The 18750-nt window shown below is 62.5% G+C and carries 17 protein-coding genes; 15 read left to right on the plus strand and 2 right to left on the minus strand.

The genetic code is table 11. The features are described from left to right. Nucleotides 1–96: 96 nt before the first annotated feature. The gene (locus tag QA637_RS19855) at nucleotides 97–501 is read right to left on the minus strand and encodes a DUF1236 domain-containing protein (RefSeq protein ID WP_153440024.1); all 405 of its coding nucleotides are present in this window, start codon (nucleotides 499–501) and stop codon (nucleotides 97–99) included. Between the two features lie 681 nt (nucleotides 502–1182). On the opposite strand from QA637_RS19855, the gene QA637_RS19860 reads away from it, so the two are divergent. Further along, nucleotides 1183–1398 carry a hypothetical protein gene (locus QA637_RS19860; RefSeq protein ID WP_153440023.1) on the plus strand — a complete coding sequence of 72 codons (216 nt, stop codon included), beginning with the start codon at nucleotides 1183–1185 and terminating at the stop codon, nucleotides 1396–1398. An 89-nt stretch (nucleotides 1399–1487) separates the two neighbouring features. Here QA637_RS19860 and QA637_RS19865 read toward each other — a convergent pair whose 3' ends face one another. Further along, nucleotides 1488–3755, minus strand: a complete 2268-nt coding sequence (locus QA637_RS19865) for a PBP1A family penicillin-binding protein (protein WP_283066425.1) — start codon at nucleotides 3753–3755, stop codon at nucleotides 1488–1490. A gap of 432 nt (nucleotides 3756–4187) precedes the next feature. On the opposite strand from QA637_RS19865, the gene QA637_RS19870 reads away from it, so the two are divergent. The 14 genes from QA637_RS19870 to nuoG all read left to right on the plus strand — a co-directional run bounded on the left by QA637_RS19870 (nucleotide 4188) and on the right by nuoG (nucleotide 18731). Next, the gene (locus QA637_RS19870) at nucleotides 4188–4688 is read left to right on the plus strand and encodes an NADH-quinone oxidoreductase subunit J (protein ID WP_283066426.1); all 501 of its coding nucleotides are present in this window, start codon (nucleotides 4188–4190) and stop codon (nucleotides 4686–4688) included. Next, nucleotides 4688–4990 carry an NADH-quinone oxidoreductase subunit NuoK gene (nuoK, locus tag QA637_RS19875; RefSeq protein WP_153440020.1) on the plus strand — a complete coding sequence of 101 codons (303 nt, stop codon included), beginning with the start codon at nucleotides 4688–4690 and terminating at the stop codon, nucleotides 4988–4990. Before QA637_RS19870 ends, nuoK begins: the two co-directional genes overlap by 1 nt. Before the next feature lie 4 nt (nucleotides 4991–4994). Continuing rightward, nucleotides 4995–6458 carry a monovalent cation/H+ antiporter subunit D family protein gene (locus tag QA637_RS19880; protein ID WP_153440019.1) on the plus strand — a complete coding sequence of 488 codons (1464 nt, stop codon included), beginning with the start codon at nucleotides 4995–4997 and terminating at the stop codon, nucleotides 6456–6458. Further along, nucleotides 6455–6709, plus strand: a complete 255-nt coding sequence (locus tag QA637_RS19885) for a hypothetical protein (protein WP_153440018.1) — start codon at nucleotides 6455–6457, stop codon at nucleotides 6707–6709. The genes QA637_RS19880 and QA637_RS19885 overlap by 4 nt, the downstream gene beginning before the upstream one ends. After that, entirely contained in the window at nucleotides 6702–8462 is a 1761-nt protein-coding gene (locus QA637_RS19890; RefSeq protein ID WP_283066429.1) for a Na(+)/H(+) antiporter subunit D, read from the plus strand. The genes QA637_RS19885 and QA637_RS19890 overlap by 8 nt, the downstream gene beginning before the upstream one ends. A gap of 9 nt (nucleotides 8463–8471) precedes the next feature. Beyond that, nucleotides 8472–9947: an NADH-quinone oxidoreductase subunit M gene (locus tag QA637_RS19895; RefSeq protein ID WP_283066431.1), complete on the plus strand. Its 1476-nt coding sequence runs from the start codon at nucleotides 8472–8474 to the stop codon at nucleotides 9945–9947. Beyond that, nucleotides 9944–11383, plus strand: a complete 1440-nt coding sequence (locus QA637_RS19900; protein ID WP_283066433.1) for an NADH-quinone oxidoreductase subunit N — start codon at nucleotides 9944–9946, stop codon at nucleotides 11381–11383. Before QA637_RS19895 ends, QA637_RS19900 begins: the two co-directional genes overlap by 4 nt. Nucleotides 11384–11612: 229 nt before the next feature. Beyond that, nucleotides 11613–11978 carry an NADH-quinone oxidoreductase subunit A gene (locus QA637_RS19905; RefSeq protein WP_153440014.1) on the plus strand — a complete coding sequence of 122 codons (366 nt, stop codon included), beginning with the start codon at nucleotides 11613–11615 and terminating at the stop codon, nucleotides 11976–11978. Continuing rightward, a complete protein-coding gene (locus QA637_RS19910) occupies nucleotides 11966–12469 on the plus strand; it encodes a NuoB/complex I 20 kDa subunit family protein (RefSeq protein ID WP_283066435.1) in 504 nt (167 codons plus the stop codon). The genes QA637_RS19905 and QA637_RS19910 overlap by 13 nt, the downstream gene beginning before the upstream one ends. Beyond that, the gene (locus QA637_RS19915) at nucleotides 12466–13002 is read left to right on the plus strand and encodes an NADH-quinone oxidoreductase subunit C (protein ID WP_153440012.1); all 537 of its coding nucleotides are present in this window, start codon (nucleotides 12466–12468) and stop codon (nucleotides 13000–13002) included. Before QA637_RS19910 ends, QA637_RS19915 begins: the two co-directional genes overlap by 4 nt. A gap of 80 nt (nucleotides 13003–13082) precedes the next feature. Then, nucleotides 13083–14297, plus strand: coding sequence for an NADH dehydrogenase (quinone) subunit D (gene nuoD / locus QA637_RS19920; protein ID WP_283066438.1), 1215 nt, complete (start codon nucleotides 13083–13085; stop codon nucleotides 14295–14297). 14 nt (nucleotides 14298–14311) lie between these two features. After that, complete coding sequence (gene nuoE, locus QA637_RS19925) at nucleotides 14312–14824, plus strand: NADH-quinone oxidoreductase subunit NuoE (RefSeq protein ID WP_283066440.1); 513 nt, start codon at nucleotides 14312–14314, stop codon at nucleotides 14822–14824. A gap of 4 nt (nucleotides 14825–14828) precedes the next feature. Next, the gene (gene nuoF, locus QA637_RS19930; RefSeq protein ID WP_153440009.1) at nucleotides 14829–16094 is read left to right on the plus strand and encodes an NADH-quinone oxidoreductase subunit NuoF; all 1266 of its coding nucleotides are present in this window, start codon (nucleotides 14829–14831) and stop codon (nucleotides 16092–16094) included. Between the two features lie 84 nt (nucleotides 16095–16178). Further along, nucleotides 16179–18731 carry an NADH-quinone oxidoreductase subunit NuoG gene (gene nuoG, locus QA637_RS19935; RefSeq protein WP_283066442.1) on the plus strand — a complete coding sequence of 851 codons (2553 nt, stop codon included), beginning with the start codon at nucleotides 16179–16181 and terminating at the stop codon, nucleotides 18729–18731. The last annotated feature ends 19 nt before the right edge of the window (nucleotides 18732–18750 follow it).

Consider the following 18750-nt stretch of genomic DNA (forward strand, 5'->3'; position numbering starts at 1 on the left):
GCACGCCGGAACTTGATCAGTGCGGGAAAGACGGAAACAAAGGAGCTCCCCGCTGCTGAAAGCGGGGAGCTCCGGTCACCTATTGGATAACCTGACCTACTGGATAACCTGAACTACGGTATAGGTCCTTGGATCAACGATGACGCGCTGATTGTTCACGACCGCGTAGGCATAGGTCGGGTTCTCGGGTATCGGCGTCAGAGCAACCGTTCGTGGAAGCGGCCGACCGACTGCAATACGCTCGCGGACAACGACACCGGCCGGCATCGGCTGTTGCTGTACGTACGTGACCACCTGTTGCGGCGGAGGCGAGATGACGGCACCGGCGATGAGACCAACCGCGCCGCCGACAGCAGCGCCCACCGGGCCTCCGACAATCGCACCGGTCACGGCGCCGCCGGCCGCGCCGGTCACGGCGGCGTCATTGTTGTCATTTGCCATCGCAGGCGTTGCCATAAGCCCGGCTGCAAGGGCAGGAACCAGAAGAATTTTAGCACTCATGATCAATCCTCCTTCTTCTGTGAAAGATTGAACGTGATGCAAGTGGATTGGTTCCGCATATTTCCGGAATGTTAAAGAATAAAATAAAACGTGAAAACTATATTTTGAAAAATCGCGCGCGCTGTATTCGCCTGTGCGCGTAATATGACGCTCATTTTCCCGAGCATTACATAATACAACGCCTGCATCGCGCGAGTTTGACGATCGATGGGGTGCAGGCAACGACCCAGCCCAAGACGATACGTTCCCGCAGCAATCTCCACCGCCGCTTTCTTGACGTGCTTGGCGGCGACACGACAATGCAGAACCCCCTTTGCGTTCGATTTCGACCGGATCCCGAGCGCGGGTCCGGGAAAGAGGCACCAGTGGGACTGTCTCGACCTTCAAGGACGTGTGGGTCTGGGAAGCAATCTGGTCGGTCAGGCCTTGAAACCTGCTGTCCAAGACCCATCTATCGCACACTGCCCGTATCGAGGCGCTTTCGAGCCGACGGATGGTCTGGCCGGTAAGCATCTCCGGGTCGAATAGGGCGCTCCCCTCAACGGGTTGAGCGCCCTATTCCATTTTGACGGACCGACACTCCACGGCGGTCGAGGAAAGCGAAGCGCCGCCCAAGCGTTGCATTAATTGCATTATCGGCGACAATGGTAGGGACGATAAGCCACCAAGGGAGGAAGTGCGATGTCACTGCAGCCTCACTCCGTTGCCACTCCTGACGAGCACGTTGTGACCGCCCGCGAGGCATTGGAGCCGCTATATCTGCACCTTGAGCAGGAAGCCGAGGCCAAGCTCGTCGCGGCGGCCTTGCGCGCCGGCTGGTCGGCCGAAGAGGCATTATCGGCGATCGATGACCTTAAACTGGAGGACATGCAAGCCATCGCCAGGCGGAAATCCTAAATGACGCAATTGCGGATGGCAGAGCGTCGCCTGGCTGCTGATTTCGAGACTTCGACCCATTTCCCGCAGCCGGTTGCGAGGTTGCGAGGCTATTTTTCGCAAAGCCGACGAGGCCCTGTGTACGGCTGAAAGGTGCAGTCGTACGGCCGGAACGAGCGATAGGCGCGCGCGCAGGCGTTAACATTGCAGGAAGCAGACGCTCCGCCGCCATCTGCGGAACTCATCGTCGCATCGGGCTCGCCTGGCGCATTTTCGCCACCCTTGGCCGACGCCGCCGTCATGAAGCTCCGCCAGATCCGCGCCGGCAGCTTGCCGCCTGTTACCTCGTTCATCGGCATCTCGTCGTCATTACCGACCCAAACGCCAACGACCAGCCGCTCGTTGAAGCCGATGAACCAGGCATCGCGGTGGTTCTGGCTGGTGCCCGTCTTGCCGGCTGCAAACATCCCAAGGTCAGCCTCCCGACCCGTCCCTCGCTCGACGACCAAGCGCAACAGATCAATGAGATCCGGCTGATATTGGCGAAGATCGGTGGTGGGCTGCCTCGTGGCGCCCAAACGGAACGCGCGGGGCTCGCCCTCGGCTCGGAAGGATACAATGCCCCACGGCTCGACCGGGGCCGCGCCCGCCCGTACCGAGGCGTAGGCGCCGGTAAGATCAAGCAGGTTCACCTCCGACGAACCGAGCGCCAGGCTCGGCGTTTCGGAAAGTTTGGCATCGATCCCCAATTCGCGAGCGGCGGCGATAACCTTGTCGATCCCGACCTCCATCGCCAGAGCCACCGTCGCGGCGTTCAGTGATCGCGCGAAGGCCTCCGCTATACTGACCGGCCCGCGATAGTCGCCCTCATAGTTTTCCGGAGACCAGCCGTCGATCTCGATCGGCGCATCTTCAACCCAGTCGAAAGGCGTGAGGCCGGCCTTCAATGCGGCATAGTAGACAAAGAGCTTGAAGGCAGAGCCCGGCTGGCGCATCGCCGAGACCGCGCGGTTGAACGTGCTTTTCGAGTAATCACGCCCGCCGACCATGGCGACCACAGCGCCCTCTGGCGTCATCGCCACCAAGGCGGCCTGCTGCACACCCGCTTTTGCGCCTTCCTGCTCGAGCGCTTCGGCAACCACCTTTTCGGCGATCGCTTGCAGCCGCGGCACCATCGTCGTCCTGACCTTGATCGTGCCCCGGTAAGGGCCTGCAAGCTCGCGCGCCTCCTGCATCACCCAGTCGGCAAACCAACTGCCTGATCGTATTGCCGGCTTTACCGGACGAAGCTCCGCGGTCGCGGTCCTGGCCTGCTCTGCGGTCACCTTGCCGCTCTTGATCATGGCATCGAGCACGAGTTCGGCCTGCCGGCGCGCACCGTCCGGGTTGCTTATGGGATTGAGCTGCGACGGCGCGCGGATAATGCCCGCGAGCATCGCCGATTCACTCACATTGAGTTCGTGCACGTCCTTGTCGAAATAGATACGGGCAGCCGCCGGGACGCCTGTTGCGCCGGCACCAAGATAGATGTTGTTCAGGTATCGCGTGAGGATCTCGTCCTTGCCAAGCTTGCGTTCCAGCCAGAAGGCGATCACTGCTTCCTGGATCTTCCGCTTCCAGGTGCGGTCTCGCTCCAGATAGAGGATCTTGACCAGTTGCTGCGTGATCGTGCTGCCGCCTTGCACGACTTCGCCTGCTCCGACATTGGTGTAAAGGGCACGAAGAATGCCCCTTAGATCGATACCGAAGTGCTCATAGAAGCGCCGGTCCTCTCTCGTAAGCACGGCATCGATGAGGTGCGGCGGGAAATCTGCTCGGGCCGCATAGGACCCCTGAAGCGGTCCTTGGGTCACCAGCGGCTTGCCGGCAGCCGTTTCAAGCACCACCACCGGCTTCAGCGAACCATCGGCTATCTCGTTCCACGGCACGTCCCTCAACGCCCATGAGAAAAGAGCGATCAGCGAGGCAAGCAATACCACGCTCGCGATTGCCGCAGTCCGCACGAGGATGCCGCGCCTGCTGCGTGCGCCTGCTGGTCCAGCGGGCATGTCTCTCGAACGCCGGCGCCGGAGGCCTGCCCGGATCTTTCCAGTCAAGCCGGCGGTGTTGTGCGTTGCTTCCGAGCCCTCGGTCGCTTGCCGCCGCTGGAGCTTGTCGCCGCCGCCAAGCCTTTTAGCGAGTTGGGAGCTCCAGCCAACCGCATCGTGACGGACTGCCTGCCCGAAGGTCAGCAACGCCCGGCCGATTTCTGCAAGCGCGCTGCCCGTACGCGCAAACGCTGCGTCATCGGAGCCTTCGGTCGCTTTAATACCGGGCCCGGATGACTCTGGTTCTTGGGTTTTCGCGCCTCCACCCGGAGCGGCGTTGTTGTCCGCCATACGTGAACTCTTTTCCAAACGAATACGCCAACGCCATGAGGCGCGCGACGCGACCCTCCCGATATCTTCGGTTCGCCGCCTTGCTTGTCACGCAGAACGCATTGGCCGGGCAAGAGGTTGCCAACGACCGGTGCGCCGCTGGCGAGTGTGACAATACACTATTGGAACTCTATAGCAGAAATTGCGAGCCGCGTTTCGACTGATGCTATCCGGCATCCCATTGGCTTGCAGGGCACCGGCTGGCGAAATCGAGCGTCCGTTCGAGAAACGCCGCCTTTGCCACGACGGCCTTGGGTTGCTCGGCCGATGTCAATAATCTTGTGAAAAATCCGATACTAGGGCACAATTTGTGAATGCACCCGAAGTGCGGAGCTATCGCAGTCCGGCCGCACTCGCGCCGAGTGACAGTTCGCGTGGGAGGGGTCGGCGTCGATGGATCAGGGGTTCTTTCTTCTGTTCGCTGCGGTGTCCGTGATCACGGCCCTGACTGTGGTCCTGGCGCGCAATCCCGTTCACAGCGCATTGGCACTGATGGCGTGTTTCCTGCAAGTCTCGGCAATCTTCGTCCTGCTCGGGGCGCCATTGCTCGCGGGTATCCAGATCTTCGTCTATGTTGGCGCGATCATGGTCCTGTTCCTGTTCGTGATCATGATGATCGATGTGCGCGAAGCGGTGTTGCAGCGGTTCCTACCGGGCGGCAACCTGCCGGCTCTGGTGTTGCTCGTCCTGCTCGGGCTCGAGATGCTCGCACTGGTGCTCTGGAGCGACCGCTTTTCGGCCACCGAACCCGCCGCCGCCCGTGACGGCGATCAGGTGAGAGAGCTTAGCAGGGCAATTTTCACCGACTATCTCCTGCCGTTCGAAGCCGCCTCCGTCATTCTCCTGGCCGCCCTTGTCGGCGCGATCGTACTGGCGCGGAAGGAGCCGGGCTGATGGTTCCGCTCTCATGGTCCATTTTGCTTGGAGTGGTTCTGTTCGTGATCGGGGCGGCGGGCGTGCTGCTCAGGCGCAATATTCTGGTCGTGCTGATGTCGCTCGAATTGTTGCTCAACTCGGTCAACATCAATTTCATCGCATTCGGGCGCTACTACGCTGATTTCCGCGGGCAGATCTTCGCGATCTTCGTCATCGCAACCACCGCTGCGGAGGTCGCCGTCGCCCTTGGCATTCTGGTCGCCCTCGTGAGGAACAAGGCCACTCTCAAGGTCGACGACGTGACCGTGATGAAAGGATAGCGGCTTGGAACCGGTGATCTCGATCCGGCCGCTGCTTGCCGTCGCCATTGCCGGCCTGGCGGCCCTTTCAGTTCTCCTGTTGAACAAGCGCGAAAAACTCCGCGATCTCGTCTCGCCGGTGGCCGCGGTCGCCATGTTCGCAATCGTCGCCTCGATGGCCCCCACGGTGCTTTCGGGCGGGACTGTCGAACTACGTCTCTTCGAGATCCTGCCTGGCATCGATTTCGCGTTCCGGGTCGATGCGCTCGGTATGGTGTTTGCCACCGTCTCGTCGCTGTTGTGGATCGTCGCGGCGATCTATTCCATCGGCTATATGCGGCACTTGCACGAGCATGCGCAGACTAGGTTCTTCGCATGCTTTGCATTGAGCCTCGCGGCGGCCGTCGGGGGCGCCTTTGCCGCCAATCTCTTCACGCTGGTGATCTTCTACGAGGTGCTGAGCCTCGTCACCTATCCGCTCGTTTACCACCACGAGGACGAAGAGGGGTGGAAGGGCAGCCGCAAGTACCTCGTCTATCTGATGGGCGCATCGAAAAGCGTGCTTCTTGCCGCGCTGGCGCTGACCTATGCCATAGCGGGATCGCTCGACTTCGTGCCCGGGGGACTGCTTGCTGGCGCCAACGCCCCGGCGGCACTGCTGACGGTCGTCTATTTCTGCTATCTGTTCGGCTTCGCCAAGGCCGCGGTGATGCCGATGCACGCCTGGCTGCCCGCCGCGATGGTGGCGCCGACACCGGTAAGCGCTCTGCTGCATGCAGTGGCCGTGGTCAAGATGGGCGTCTTCTGTGTGCTCCGGGTGGTGTTCCACGTCTTCGGCGCGGGGCTGGTCGGCGGGTTGGGGCTGGGCATCGCAACGGCCTATCTGGTTTCGTTCACGATCCTGATGGCGTCCGTCTATGCGCTGACGCGGGACGACCTGAAGGCGCGGCTCGCCTATTCGACGGTCAGCCAGCTCTCCTACGTGGTGCTGGGCGCGGTTTTATTGTCGCCGGTCGCCATGGTTGGCGGGATCATCCATATCGCCGCGCACGCCTTTTCCAAGATCACGCTCTTCTTCTGCGCCGGGTCGATCTATTGCGCCTCCGGCAAGCGCAACATCAGCGACATGGCCGGCATCGGCCGCAGGCTGCCCTGGACGATGGGGGCGTTCTTCGTCGCCTCGCTCAGCATGATCGGGGTGCCGCCGACCGCGGGCTTCGTCAGCAAGTGGTATCTGACGCTTGGATCGGTCCAGGCGGGGGAGACGGCGTTCCTGATCGTGCTCCTGGCAAGCTCGGTGCTGAATGCCGCCTATTTCCTGCCGGTCAGCTATGTCGCCTTTTTCGGGGCGCCGGCGCCGGAGAGCTCGGCAAAGGTTCGTGAGATTCCGCTGGTGACGATCCCGCTGGTTGCGACCGCCATCCTGTCGGTGTTGATGGGCGTCTTTCCCGGTTATTTCCTCACGTTGGCGGAAGGAGTGGTCAGATGATCGAGCGCATCGTCGATTTCTTTGGCGACGAGACCTATGCAATACGCCGCCGCCGGTTGTTCTATCTGGTGCTCGCTCTGATCGTCGTCGCCGATTTTCTGGTCTCCCGCGAGCATGCCGAATATCTATGGGAGCGTCTGCCAGGATGGTCGGCCGTCTACGGCTTCGGCTCCTGTGTGATCTTGATTTTCGTTTCCAAGTTCCTCGGCCATCAGGGCGGGCTCATGCGGCGCGAGGACTATTATGATTGACTTTGTCCATCCCGCCCTCCTGTTCATCCTTGGTGCCGTGCCGATCCCCTTCCTGAAGGAGACAATCCGCAAGGCCTATCTGGTGTTGATCCCGCTGCTCGCGTTCCTCGCCGTGCTCGCCATGGAGCCGGGTAGTTACGGCGCGGCGAGCTTCATCGGGCAGGAAATCCTGATCGCGAAGGTCGACAGGCTCAGCATCGTCTTTGCCACGGTTTTCACCATCATGGCACTGATCGGCATGATCTACGCGCTGCATCTGACGCGCCCGGGCCAACATGTGGCGGCCTTCGTCTATGTCGGCAGCGCGCTCGGCGTAGTCTTCGCCGGCGACTACCTGACGCTCTACCTCTTCTGGGAGGGCATGGCGTTCGCCTCGGCCTACCTGGTTTTCGCTCAAGGTGGCGAGAAGGCAGTCCGCGCCGCATTCCGCTACCTCATGGTCCACGTCACTGGCGGCGTCGCCCTGCTCGGTGGCATCCTTGTCCATTCGGCCGCCACCGGATCGCTGCTCTTCGGCCCGATCGAGAGCGATATGGGCCCGGGCGCCTATGTGATCCTCGCGGGCTTCCTGCTCAATGCCGCCGTGCCGCCGCTCAACGCCTGGCTCACCGACGCCTATCCGGAGGCGACCGTCACGGGGGCGGTGTTCATGAGCGCGTTTACCACCAAGACCGCCGTCTATGTGCTGGCGCGCGCCTTTCCCGGGACTGAGCTTCTGGTCTGGCTTGGCACGGTGATGGCGCTTTACGGTGTCGTCTATGCGGTACTTGAGAATGATTGTCGGCGGCTGCTCGCCTATCACATCGTCAGCCAGGTGGGCTACATGGTGGCGGGCGTCGGCATCGGGACCGAAATGGCGGTGAACGGAGCCACCAGCCATGCCTTCGCCCATATCCTCTACAAGGGGCTGCTGTTCATGGGGGCGGGCGCGGTGATCCACGTCACCGGGCGGCGCAAGCTTACCGAGCTCGGCGGGCTCTACAAGACGATGCCGCTGACCGTGGCGCTCTACATGGTCGGCGCCTTTGCGATCTCGGCATTTCCGTTCTTCTCGGGCTTCGTCACCAAGTCGATGGTGGTGGCGGCGGCCGGCCAGGATCACCGCGCGCTGGTGATGCTGGCACTCACGATGGCATCGTCGGGGACGTTCCTGCATACCGGGCTCAAGCTGCCCTATTACATGTTTTTCGGCACGGACCGGAAACTGGAAGCGCAGGAGCCGCCCCGCAACATGCTCGTTGCGATGGGAATGGCGGCGGCGCTCTGCATTGCGATCGGCGTCTATCCCGGGCCGCTTTATGCGCTCCTGCCCTATCCGGTCGACTTCGACGCCTATACGGGCGCCCATGTCACCGAGAGCCTCGGAATCCTGATGTTCACGGCATTGGGCTTCGTCATTTTCCTCAAGGCACTCGATCCCGAGAACACGATCAGCCTCGATACCGACTGGTTCTACCGCAAGGGCGCGCGAGGCTTCATGTGGCTCGCCGAAAAACCGCTAGCGCGCTACGAGAAGGCGGTGAGCGACGTATCGGAGACTGCGGTGCTGCCCTTCCTGCACGGTTCGGCGCGGGCGGGGCTGCAGCTCGACCTCAATGGTGTGGATGGCGTCGTAAACGGCGTAGCCCGTTCGATCCTCAACGGCGGCGGCGCGCTGAGGCGGCTGCAGACCGGCGTCGTGACTCATTACGCGCTGGCGATGATCGCCGGTGTGATCGCGACTATCGTTGTTTTTGCCGTGGTGTGGCGGTAGGGGGGCGCGATGGGATTCCCGCTGCTGAGCCTCATCATATTCACGCCGGCCGCCGGGGCGGCGGTTCTGATGTTTCTCCGCAGCGACGACGCGGTGCGGTGGACAGCGCTTGTTGTCACGCTCCTCGATCTCGCTCTCTCGATCGTACTGCTGGCTGGCTTCGACACGACGACGCACGAGATGCAGTTCACCGAAAGGGTACCGTGGGTGCCTGCGCTCGGGATCACCTATGCGCTCGGCGTCGACGGGATCAGCGCGCTCTTCGTGTTCCTGACCACGCTCTTGGGCGCGGTCTCGGTGCTCGCCTCGTGGGTCGCGATCGAGCGCAGGGTCAAGGCGTTCATGGCGAGCCTGCTTGCCATGCAGGCGCTGATGCTCGGGGTGTTCTCGGCGCTCGACCTCTTCCTGTTCTATGTCTTCTGGGAAGCGATGCTGATCCCCATGTACCTGATCATCGGCGTCTGGGGCGGCGAGGGCCGGGTCTATGCGGCGTTCAAGTTCTTCCTGTACACGCTGGCGGGCAGCCTCCTGTTCCTGGTCGGCGTCATTACACTCTTTTTTCAGGGCGGGGAGACCTTCGACATCGTCGCCCTGACGGCGCAGGATTTGCCGTTCCGGGTCCAGTCCTGGCTGTTCTTCGCCTTCCTGGTCGCCTTCGCCGTCAAGGTGCCGATGGTCCCGGTCCACACATGGCTGCCGGACGCCCATGTGCAGGCGCCGACGGCGGGCAGCATCATTCTTGCCGGCGTGCTCCTGAAGATGGGCGCCTACGGATTCCTGCGCTTCTCGCTGCCGATGCTGCCGGAGGCCTCGGTATATTTTTCGCCGCTGATGCTGGCGCTATCGGCGCTCGCCATCGTCTATGGCGGGCTGCTTGCGCTTGCGCAGGATGACCTGAAGAAGCTGGTCGCCTATTCCAGCATCAGCCACATGGGGTTCGTGACGATGGGAATCTTTGCGCTGAACCCCCGCGGGCTCGAAGGCGGCATCCTGCAGATGTTCAATCATGGGGTGACGACGGGCGCTCTGTTCCTCTTCGTCGGCCTGATCTACGAGCGGACCCATACCCGCAGCATCGCCGACTACGGCGGGCTGATGAAGGTCGCGCCGGTCTATACAGTGTTTCTTGCGCTCTTCACGCTCTCGTCGATGGCGCTGCCGGGAACGAATTCGTTCGTGGGTGAGCTCTTGGTGCTGTCGGGCGGGTTTGCGGCCAACCTCGCCGTCGGCGCGGCCGCCGTTTTGGGCGCAATGCTGGGTGCGGCCTATCTTCTCGGCATGTATGGAAGGGTCGCGCTTGGTCCGGCGAGCGTCGGCGCCCGGTTCAAGATCCGCGACGTGAACGCCCGCGAGATGGTTGCGATCCTGCCGCTCGCCGTCTTCGTGCTTTGGGTCGGGCTCTATCCAAAGCCCTTTCTCGATATCATTGATGCCTCGGTGACGCATCTGCTGACTGAGGTGCATGGCAGGGAGAGGGGCCAATGACCGCCGCCGCGCTTCTCCAATCGATCATCGCAAGCCTGCCCGAGATCGTGGTGGTCACCGGGGCCTGCATCCTGCTGATCCTGGGCCAGCTTGTGCGCAAGGGGCAGGAACATTTCCTCGTCTCGGCTTCCGTCGGGATCGTGCTGATCGCCGCCCTGGCGACGCTCCTGCTGGCGAATGAGGTGCGACCGGCCTATTCCGGCATGTTCATCGCCGACCGTTTCGCGGTCTTCTTCAAGCTCGTGTTCTACGTGGCCACCGTCCTGACGTTCCTTCTGTCGCGGAAATATGCCGATATCGAAGGGATCGCGAGCAGCGAATACTATGTCCTGCTGCTCTTCGCGCTTTTCGGCATGATGATCATGGCCTCGGCGACGGATCTTCTGTCGATCTATGTGGGCCTCGAACTGATGGTGCTCTGCACCTATGTGCTGACTGGCTTCATGCGGCGCGAGCGGCGCTCGAACGAAGCCGCTTTGAAATACGTGATCCTCGGCGCGGTCTCGACCGGGATTTTCCTGTACGGCGTCTCCCTGGTTTACGGGCTGACCGGCACGACGCAACTCGATGCGATGGCTAAGGCGGTGACCGGCGATCCGCTCGATCCCGGATTGCTGCTGGCGGTGGTCTTCATCGTTGCGGGGCTGGTCTTCAAGGTCGGCGCTGTGCCGTTCCATATGTGGCTGCCGGACGTCTACGAAGGCGCGCCGACGACCATCACCGCCTTCATGTCGGTGGGGCCGAAGGCGGCAGGGTTTGCGGTGATCCTCAGGGTCTTCCTCAATCCCCTGGTCGCCGCCTCGGACGCCTGGATCATCGTCGCGGTCATCGCAGTCGTGACCATGGCGCTCGGCAGTTTCGTGGCGCTGGTGCAGGACAATTTCAAGCGGCTGCTTGCCTATTCCAGCATCGCCCATGCCGGGTTCGCCATTTTCGGCGTGGTGGCCGGCGGTCAGGACGGAATCGCCAGCGTGATGCTCTACATGCTGATCTACGCTTTCATGAACCTCGGTATTTTCGGCGCGGTCATCATGATGCGGAACGGCGATTTCTCGGGCGAGGTCATCGACGACTACGCGGGTTTCGCCAAGTCGCATCCGGGGCTCGCGCTTCTGATGCTCCTCTATCTGTTCTCGCTCGCCGGCATTCCGCCGACGGCCGGCTTCTTCGCCAAGTTCTACGTGCTGGTCGCTCTCGTCGAGCGCGGTTTCGTCCTGCTGGCGGTGATCGCCGTGCTCCTGAGCGCGGTCGCCGCCTACTTCTACATCCGCATCGTCATGGTGATCTACATGCGCGAGCCGGAGAGGGCGTTCGAGCCGGCACTGACGCCCATGGTGCGCGCCACGCTCGCCTTCACGGCCCTGGGCACCATCGGCATCGGCCTTTTCCCGGCGTGGTTCCTTGGGCTTGCACAACAGTCGGCATCTGGGGGTTAAGCGGGATGCCGACATAGCGGGCGTTGATACCCCCTCGGCGCACACGCCGTCATGACCCCAAAACGATCCCATTCGACCCGATCCCGCCTAATCGATTGGATTTGCAATGATCCGCCCGACGGAATAGAGTCTTAAGAGGATTGCCCAGGTTGCTTTTCGGGGCGACGATATTACCGGCCCCATATCGCGACTGAGCAAGGCCCTCGTTGGTTAAGCGGGGCGTAACGATATGGCAGCAATGGAATTCCTGCCGGTTCTTCTCATGGTCGCCGGAGTTGTTCTGGTGGCAGGGGTGACGCTTTTTGTTTCCTCGCTGCTGCGCCCTTCCAATCCTTACCCGGCAAAGAACATGCCCTATGAATGCGGCATGGACCCGGCGGGTGAGGCCGCGGGGGGCCGCTTCCGGGTTCAGTTCTATATCCTTGCGATCCTGCTCGTCGTCTTCGATGTCGAGACGATGTTCCTCTTTCCCTGGGCCGTCGTCCTGAAAGAGATCGGGCTGGTCGGTTTCGTCGAGATGTTCGTTTTCATCGTGCTGCTTCTCGTAGGCTTTGCCTACGCCTGGCTGAAAGGAGCGCTTGAATGGGAGGAGTAGGAAACGCGATCCGCGACAGCGTCCTGTTCACCACGGCCGACAGCGTCATCAGCTGGAGCCGAAGGTCGGCATTGTGGCCGGAGACCTTCGGCATCGCCTGCTGCGCCATCGAGATGATCTCGGCCGGTTGCGCCCGCTATGATCTCGACCGGTTCGGCGTGGTGTTCCGCCCGTCGCCCCGCCAGTCCGACGTGATGATCATCGCCGGCACGGTCACCCGGAAATTCGCGCCGGTCGTCAGGCGGCTCTATGACCAGATGCCGGAGCCGCGCTGGGTGATCGCCATGGGCACCTGCGCCATTTCGGGTGGCGTCTACAACACCTACGCCGTGGTGCAGGGATCGGAAACTTTCGTGCCCGTCGACGTGCATGTGCCCGGCTGTCCGCCGCGGCCGGAGGCGTTGATGCACGGCTTCCTGCTGCTGCAGGAAAAGATCAAGAAGTCCCGTTCGTTGACCGGCACGCCTCTCGATCGGGTTGCAGCGTCATGAGTGTGGAACCGTCCCTCAACCGCGCTCCGATCCTGGAGCGCTTCGGACAAGCAATCGAAGATCTCGGCACCGCGCATGGCATTGAAGTCTTTGCTGTCCCGCCGGAGAAGATCGTCGAGTTCTGCCGGTTTCTGAAAGAAGATCCGGCATTCAAATTCAATTTCCTCTCGGACATCTGCGGGGTCGATCATTATCCGGAGACGCCGCGCTACGAGGCGGTGTACCACCTCTATTCGCTGCCGAACAAATGGCGGATCCGCATCAAGTGCCGGCTTGGTGATCCCCCGGAGGTTCCTTCGGTCACGGGAGTCTGGCGCACCGCCAACTGGCACGAGCGCGAAGCCTGGGACATGTACGGCATCCGGTTTACCGGGCATCCCGACCTGCGGCGGATCTACATGTGGGAAGGCTTCGAGGGCTTCCCGCAGCGCAAGGATTTTCCGCTCCGTGGCTACAAGGACAAGCTGAACCCGTTTGGCGCCGAAGGCCCGCCGCCGACGCAGCCCGACCTTGCCACCAGGGAGATTCCCTAGAGCGAGGAAAAGTAAGCGGTTTTCCGCCCGCATTCCGCTCGAACTGAATTGAAGGAGGCCGTTGACGCCGGAGAGTTGAGATGACCGAAGTCACCGAGCTCATGAGACCGGAAGGTGAAGCGCTCAATACCAAGGAAGTGCTGCTCAACCTCGGTCCACAGCACCCCAGCACCCACGGGGTGCTGAGGCTCGTGCTCGAACTCGATGGCGAATATGTCGAGCGCGTGGATCCGCATGTCGGCTATCTCCATCGCGGCACCGAAAAATTGGCGGAGAGTTTCACCTATACCCAGATTTTCCCGCTGACCGACCGGCTCGACTATCTCTGCCCGCCTTCGAACAACCTGGCCTTCGCGCTGGCGGTGGAAAAGCTCCTCGGGATCGAAGCGCCGATCCGCGCGCAGTATATCCGCGTGCTGATGGCCGAACTGGCGCGGATCTCCGGACATCTCCTCATCACCGGGGCGCTGCCGATGGATCTCGGCGCCATGACCGCGCTGCTTTACGTCATGCGCGAACGTGAAATGATCATGGACCTTCTGGAAATGATCACCGGCGCCCGCATGCACACCTCCTTCTGCAGGGTTGGCGGCGTGCGTGAAGACCTGCCTGAGGGGTTCTTTCCGAAGATCAGGGAGTTCTGCGATATCTTCCCGAGCCGGATCCGCGATTATGAGCGATTACTCGAAGATAACCGGGTGTTCCTCAATCGCACGGAAGGCATCGGCGTGATCTCCGGCGAGGACGCGATCGACCTTGGCCTAAGCGGTCCAAATCTGCGTGCTTCCGGGGTCGACTGGGACATCCGGCGCGACGAGCCTTACGAAATCTACGACCGGCTCGATTTCAACGTCATCACCCGCGACGAGGGCGATTGCTACGCGCGCTGGCGGTGCCGGGTCGACGAGATGCGTGAAAGCATCCGCATCATCGAGCAATGTATCGCCCAGATGCCCGAAGGGCCGTTCCAGATCGACATGCCGACGATCGCCTTTCCGGTGGACAAGGAACGGGTGCACTGTTCGATGGAGGCGCTGATCCAGCATTTCGACCTGTCGGCCTATGGCTTCAACGTGCCGGCCGGCGAAGTTTACTCGGCTATCGAGGCGCCAAAGGGCGAGCTCGGCTTCTACATCATCAGCGACGGGTCGCCAAAACCGTTCCGCATGAAGGTGCGGGCCCCTTCGTTCGTCAATCTGCAGGCGCTCTTCGGGGTCACCAACGCCCGCTACCTGGCGGACATGATCGCCGTGCTCGGCAGCCTCGACCCGGTAATGGCTGAGGTGGACAAGTAGGAGATTTGGACGCGATGAGCATGCGCGAAAAAATCGAACAGGCAGCAGCGGCCTATCCGGACCAGCGCTCGGCGATCATGCCGGCACTTGTGATCGCACAGAAGGAACACGGCCACCTGCCCGGACCCGTGCTGGAGGAGGTCGCCGACATCCTCGGTGTCGAGCGGATCTGGGTCTACGAGCTCGCGACCTTTTACACGCTCTTCCATACCGAGCCGGTGGGCATGTTCCATTTGCAGCTTTGCGACAACGTCTCGTGCATGCTGTGCGGATCGGAAAGCCTGCTGACCCATCTGGAAACGGCGCTCGAGATCAGGAAGGGCGACACCACAGCGGACGGGCTGTTCACTCTTTCGACCGTCGAGTGCCTTGGTGCCTGCGAGATGGCTCCGGTGATGCAGGTCGGTGACTATTACCACGGCAATCTTGACGTCGCGCGGCTGGACGCGCTCCTGGATAGCCTTCGCGCCGCAGCGGGGCCGCCAGCAGGCGATGAGCACGCCTCTCAGTCAGTGCCGGGAAAGTAGCGCCATGTTCGAGCCGGTCCTTCTCAAGAATATCGAGGTCGCGAACGGCCATCTGCTTTCGGCCTACGAGGCCGGAGGCGGCTATCAGGCGCTCAGGAAGGTGCTCAGCGAATACACGCCGGACGAAGTCGTCGAGCTCGTGAAACAATCCAACCTGCGCGGTCGCGGTGGCGCCGGGTTCCCGACGGGAATGAAGTGGAGCTTCGTGCCGAAGGGGGGCGACAAGCCGAAATATCTGTGTTGCAACGCGGACGAAGGGGAGCCCGGCACCTTCAAGGACCGGATCATCATGGAGCGCGACCCCCACCAGCTCATCGAGGGGCTGGCGGTGAGCGGCTACGCGATCGGGGCGGAAACCGCCTATGTCTACGTGCGCGGAGAATATGTCACGGCGATCCGTCGCCTGGAGCAGGCGATCGCGGAAGCCCACGAAAGAGGATACCTCGGAAAGGGTATTCTGGGTTCGGATTTCAATTTCGCCGTCTACATCCACTGCGGCGCGGGCGCCTATATCTGCGGCGAGGAGACCGCGATGCTCGAGTCGCTCGAGGGCAAGCGGGCGCAGCCGCGATTGAAACCGCCGTTTCCGGCCGTGGCCGGGCTCTACGCCAGCCCGACGGTGATCAACAATGTCGAGACGCTCGCCTGCGTGCCGCACATCGTGACACGGGGGGCTGCCTGGTTTCGCGGCATCGGCCCCGACAAGAGCCCTGGCCCGAAGCTCTATTGCGTGAGCGGGCAGGTGAAGAAACCCGGACTCTACGAGCTGCCGATGGGCATACCGCTCAAGGAACTGGTCGAGGAGCACGCCGGCGGCCCGCTGCCGGGACGCAAGATCAAGGCGGTGATCCCGGGCGGAGTTTCGGCGCCGGTCATCCCGGAGCGCGAGCTGGAGGTGGGGATGGATTTCGACTCACTCGCCGCCGCCGGTTCGATGCTCGGTTCGGCCGGCGTGATCGTGGTCGACGATTCCACCTGCATGGTCAAGGTCGCGACCCGGATCATCGAGTTCTTTCACCACGAGTCCTGCGGCAAGTGCACGCCGTGCCGCGAGGGTTTGAACTGGGTCGTCAAGGTACTGCGCCGGATCGAGGCCGGGGAGGGCGCGCCCGGTGACCTGGAGCAGCTGGACATGCTCTGCAAGGGCATTTTCGGCAATACCTTCTGCGCCTTGGGTGACGGCGCCGCGATGGGATTGCGGGCCGCATTGAAGCATTTCCGCGACGAGTTCGTCGCCCATATCGAGGAGGGGAGGTGCCCGTACCACTAATGCATGTCGCCCAAAAGTGTTCAGCGGTTTTGGGACAACGACATGCATGAAAACAAGGCCTGCGGGACAGGGCTGAGAGGAAACATGGTTAGCATCACGATCGACGGACAAATGCTGGAAGTTGAGGCTGGCTCTACGGTGCTCAACGCGGCCGAGCGCTTGGGCATCGACATCCCGACCTTCTGCTATTGGAAGCGGCTGCCGGCACTCGCCTCATGCCGCATGTGCCTGGTGGAGATCGAGGGGCTCAGGCGGTTGCAACCGTCCTGCGCGACCGTGGTCACCGACGGCATGGTGGTCAGGACGAACACGCCTCTTATCGAGGAGACGCGCTCGTCCATGCTAGACATGCTGCTCGCCAACCACCCGCTCGACTGCCCGATCTGCGACAAGGGTGGAGAGTGCGAGCTGCAGGACATGGTGATGGCCTACGGTCCCCGCAAAAGCGAGTTCCGCGATCCCAAACGCGTTTTCCACTCGAAGGACATCCGTCTGAGCCCGGTCATCATCATGAACGTCAACCGCTGCATTCAGTGCCAGCGCTGCGTCAGGATGTGTGAAGAGGTCGTTGGCGCAGTCGCCCTGGGGACGGTCGAGAAGGGCATGGACACCGCTGTCACCGGCTTCGAGGGCAGTCTTGCAAGCTGCGACCAGTGCGGCAACTGCGTCGAGGTCTGCCCCGTCGGCGCGCTGATGAGTTTCCCCTACCGCTACAAGGCACGGCCGTGGGATCTCGCCGAGACCGATACCATCTGCCCGCATTGCGGCACCGGCTGCCAACTGACGGTCGGCGCACGCAAGGGCGAGTTCATGCGTGTCCGCTCGGACTGGGAGCACGGGGTCAACCGCGAAACGCTCTGCGTGCGCGGGCGTTTCGGCCTCGACTTCATCGAAAGCCGGGACCGGATCAAGCGACCGATGATCCGTCGTGACGGCGCGCTCACTCCGGTCTCCTGGGATGAGGCTGGCGACTACCTGCGCCGGCGCCTGTCGGCTGTCGAGGGCAAGGCTGCCGGAGGGCTCGCGTCCGCGCGCCTGCCCAACGAAGTGCTCTATCAGTTCCAGAAGCTGATGCGGACGGTGTTCCGCACGAACAATATCGACTGCTCGTCGCGCTGGTCGACGCCTTTCGATGCGCTCGGCCCGCTGGTGGCGGGTTTCCATGCCCGCGCGCCGTTGGATGAGGTGGTCGCTAGCGACTGTGTGCTCGCGGTCGGCGGAAACGTGACGGAAGAAAATCCGGTTACCGAATACCTGCTCAGGGATGCCGCGCGGCGGCGGCAGACAAGATTGCTCATGCTCTCGGCGCGACCATCCCGTCTCGACGCCGATGCGCGTGCAGTGGTTCGCGTGCGGCCGGGCGGAGAAGCGGCGAGCCTTGCGGCGGTAGCGGCCGCGCTCGTGGCGGCGGACGGTCAGGCGGGCGACGTTTCTGCCATGACCACCAACCGTGCGGGATCGGATCGTCTGGCCTCCGCACTCAAGGAGAGCCGCAGTGTCACCGTGCTTGTCAGCATCGACCTGTTGAGATCACCCGAAGCGCGCGCGACGCTGCAGCAGATCAATAATCTGCTCAACGTTCTCCATCTGCTCGGCAAGAGCCCGGCGATGCAGTTCCTGTTCGACCGCGCCAACCAGATGGGCGCCTGGGACATGGGGGTACTGCCGGCGGTGCTGCCGGGCTTAAGCGCTGTCTCCGACGATGCGGCGCGTACAGCTCTCGAACGGGGCTGGGGCGCCGCGATCCCGTCCGAGCCGGGCGCCGCTCTCGACGCCATGCTGGAGCTTTGCGTCGACGGGCGGATGGGCGCGCTCTACATCGCCGGAACCGATCCCCTGATTGCCTATCCCGACCGGGACTTCGTGACGCGTGCGCTTGGCGCCGCCGACCTCCTGATCGTGCAGGACACATTCCTTACCGAAACGGCAGGCCTGGCAGAGGTCGTCCTGCCTGCGGCGGGTTTCGGCGAGGAAGCCGGCACATTCACCAACAACGAGGGCCGGCTTCAGACGGTCCGCAAATTCCGCGAACCAGCCTTCGAGGCGCGAAGCAATCTGGCGATCTTCGATTTCGTCGCGGCGCTCCGCAAGGAACCGCTGCAGCCGTCGACGCAAGGTGAGATTTTCGACGAGATTGCCCGGCTTGTTCCAGCCTACCACGGACTGACGCAGGAGGGGCTTGGTCCCGACGGCGCCTTCACCAAGGCGGCGCCGACACCGGCGGCTGGCGGGTTCTTCCCGGCGCCGCCTGCCCCGAAAGCAACAGACGGGCTGGTGCTGGTGACCGGCAATGGCCTGTTCCACAACGGATATCTTTCCGAGCGCTCGGAAATCCTGAATACCGTTGCAGACGATCCCTATGTCGAAACGAGCGGCGAGGATGCCGCCGAGCTCGGTCTTCCGGATGGCGCTCAGGTGGTGGTGCGATCCGCGTGGGGCGAATTGACTGCGAAGCTCAAGGTCAACCGGCACTTCCCGAGCGGCCTCGTGTTTGTTCCCGAAAACTACAGGGCGCTGCGCCTCAACAGCCTGATGCGGCGCGGTGAATATCCTTGCCCGGTGGAGGTGCGCGAGGCCGCACCGACCTTCGAGAGCGCCGCTTCCACTGGTTCAGCCTTTGAGCAGAATCGGATTTGAGCGGATCCAGCTCTGTGGG

It is taken from the genome of Sinorhizobium terangae (assembly GCF_029714365.1).
In the GTDB taxonomy this organism is placed as follows: domain Bacteria; phylum Pseudomonadota; class Alphaproteobacteria; order Rhizobiales; family Rhizobiaceae; genus Sinorhizobium; species Sinorhizobium terangae.

Coding starts and splice junctions, on each gene's coding strand:
- QA637_RS19860 (WP_153440023.1), top strand. CDS start 1,183: ATGTCACTGCAGCCTCACTCCGTTGCCACTCCTGACGAGCACGTTGTG.
- QA637_RS19895 (WP_283066431.1), top strand. CDS start 8,472: ATGGGATTCCCGCTGCTGAGCCTCATCATATTCACGCCGGCCGCCGGG.
- nuoD (WP_283066438.1), top strand. CDS start 13,083: ATGACCGAAGTCACCGAGCTCATGAGACCGGAAGGTGAAGCGCTCAAT.
- QA637_RS19905 (WP_153440014.1), top strand. CDS start 11,613: ATGGCAGCAATGGAATTCCTGCCGGTTCTTCTCATGGTCGCCGGAGTT.
- QA637_RS19865 (WP_283066425.1), bottom strand. CDS start 3,755: ATGGCGGACAACAACGCCGCTCCGGGTGGAGGCGCGAAAACCCAAGAA.
- nuoE (WP_283066440.1), top strand. CDS start 14,312: ATGAGCATGCGCGAAAAAATCGAACAGGCAGCAGCGGCCTATCCGGAC.
- QA637_RS19870 (WP_283066426.1), top strand. CDS start 4,188: ATGGATCAGGGGTTCTTTCTTCTGTTCGCTGCGGTGTCCGTGATCACG.
- QA637_RS19885 (WP_153440018.1), top strand. CDS start 6,455: ATGATCGAGCGCATCGTCGATTTCTTTGGCGACGAGACCTATGCAATA.
- QA637_RS19855 (WP_153440024.1), bottom strand. CDS start 501: ATGAGTGCTAAAATTCTTCTGGTTCCTGCCCTTGCAGCCGGGCTTATG.
- QA637_RS19890 (WP_283066429.1), top strand. CDS start 6,702: ATGATTGACTTTGTCCATCCCGCCCTCCTGTTCATCCTTGGTGCCGTG.
- QA637_RS19915 (WP_153440012.1), top strand. CDS start 12,466: ATGAGTGTGGAACCGTCCCTCAACCGCGCTCCGATCCTGGAGCGCTTC.
- QA637_RS19900 (WP_283066433.1), top strand. CDS start 9,944: ATGACCGCCGCCGCGCTTCTCCAATCGATCATCGCAAGCCTGCCCGAG.
- nuoK (WP_153440020.1), top strand. CDS start 4,688: ATGGTTCCGCTCTCATGGTCCATTTTGCTTGGAGTGGTTCTGTTCGTG.
- QA637_RS19910 (WP_283066435.1), top strand. CDS start 11,966: ATGGGAGGAGTAGGAAACGCGATCCGCGACAGCGTCCTGTTCACCACG.
- nuoF (WP_153440009.1), top strand. CDS start 14,829: ATGTTCGAGCCGGTCCTTCTCAAGAATATCGAGGTCGCGAACGGCCAT.
- nuoG (WP_283066442.1), top strand. CDS start 16,179: ATGGTTAGCATCACGATCGACGGACAAATGCTGGAAGTTGAGGCTGGC.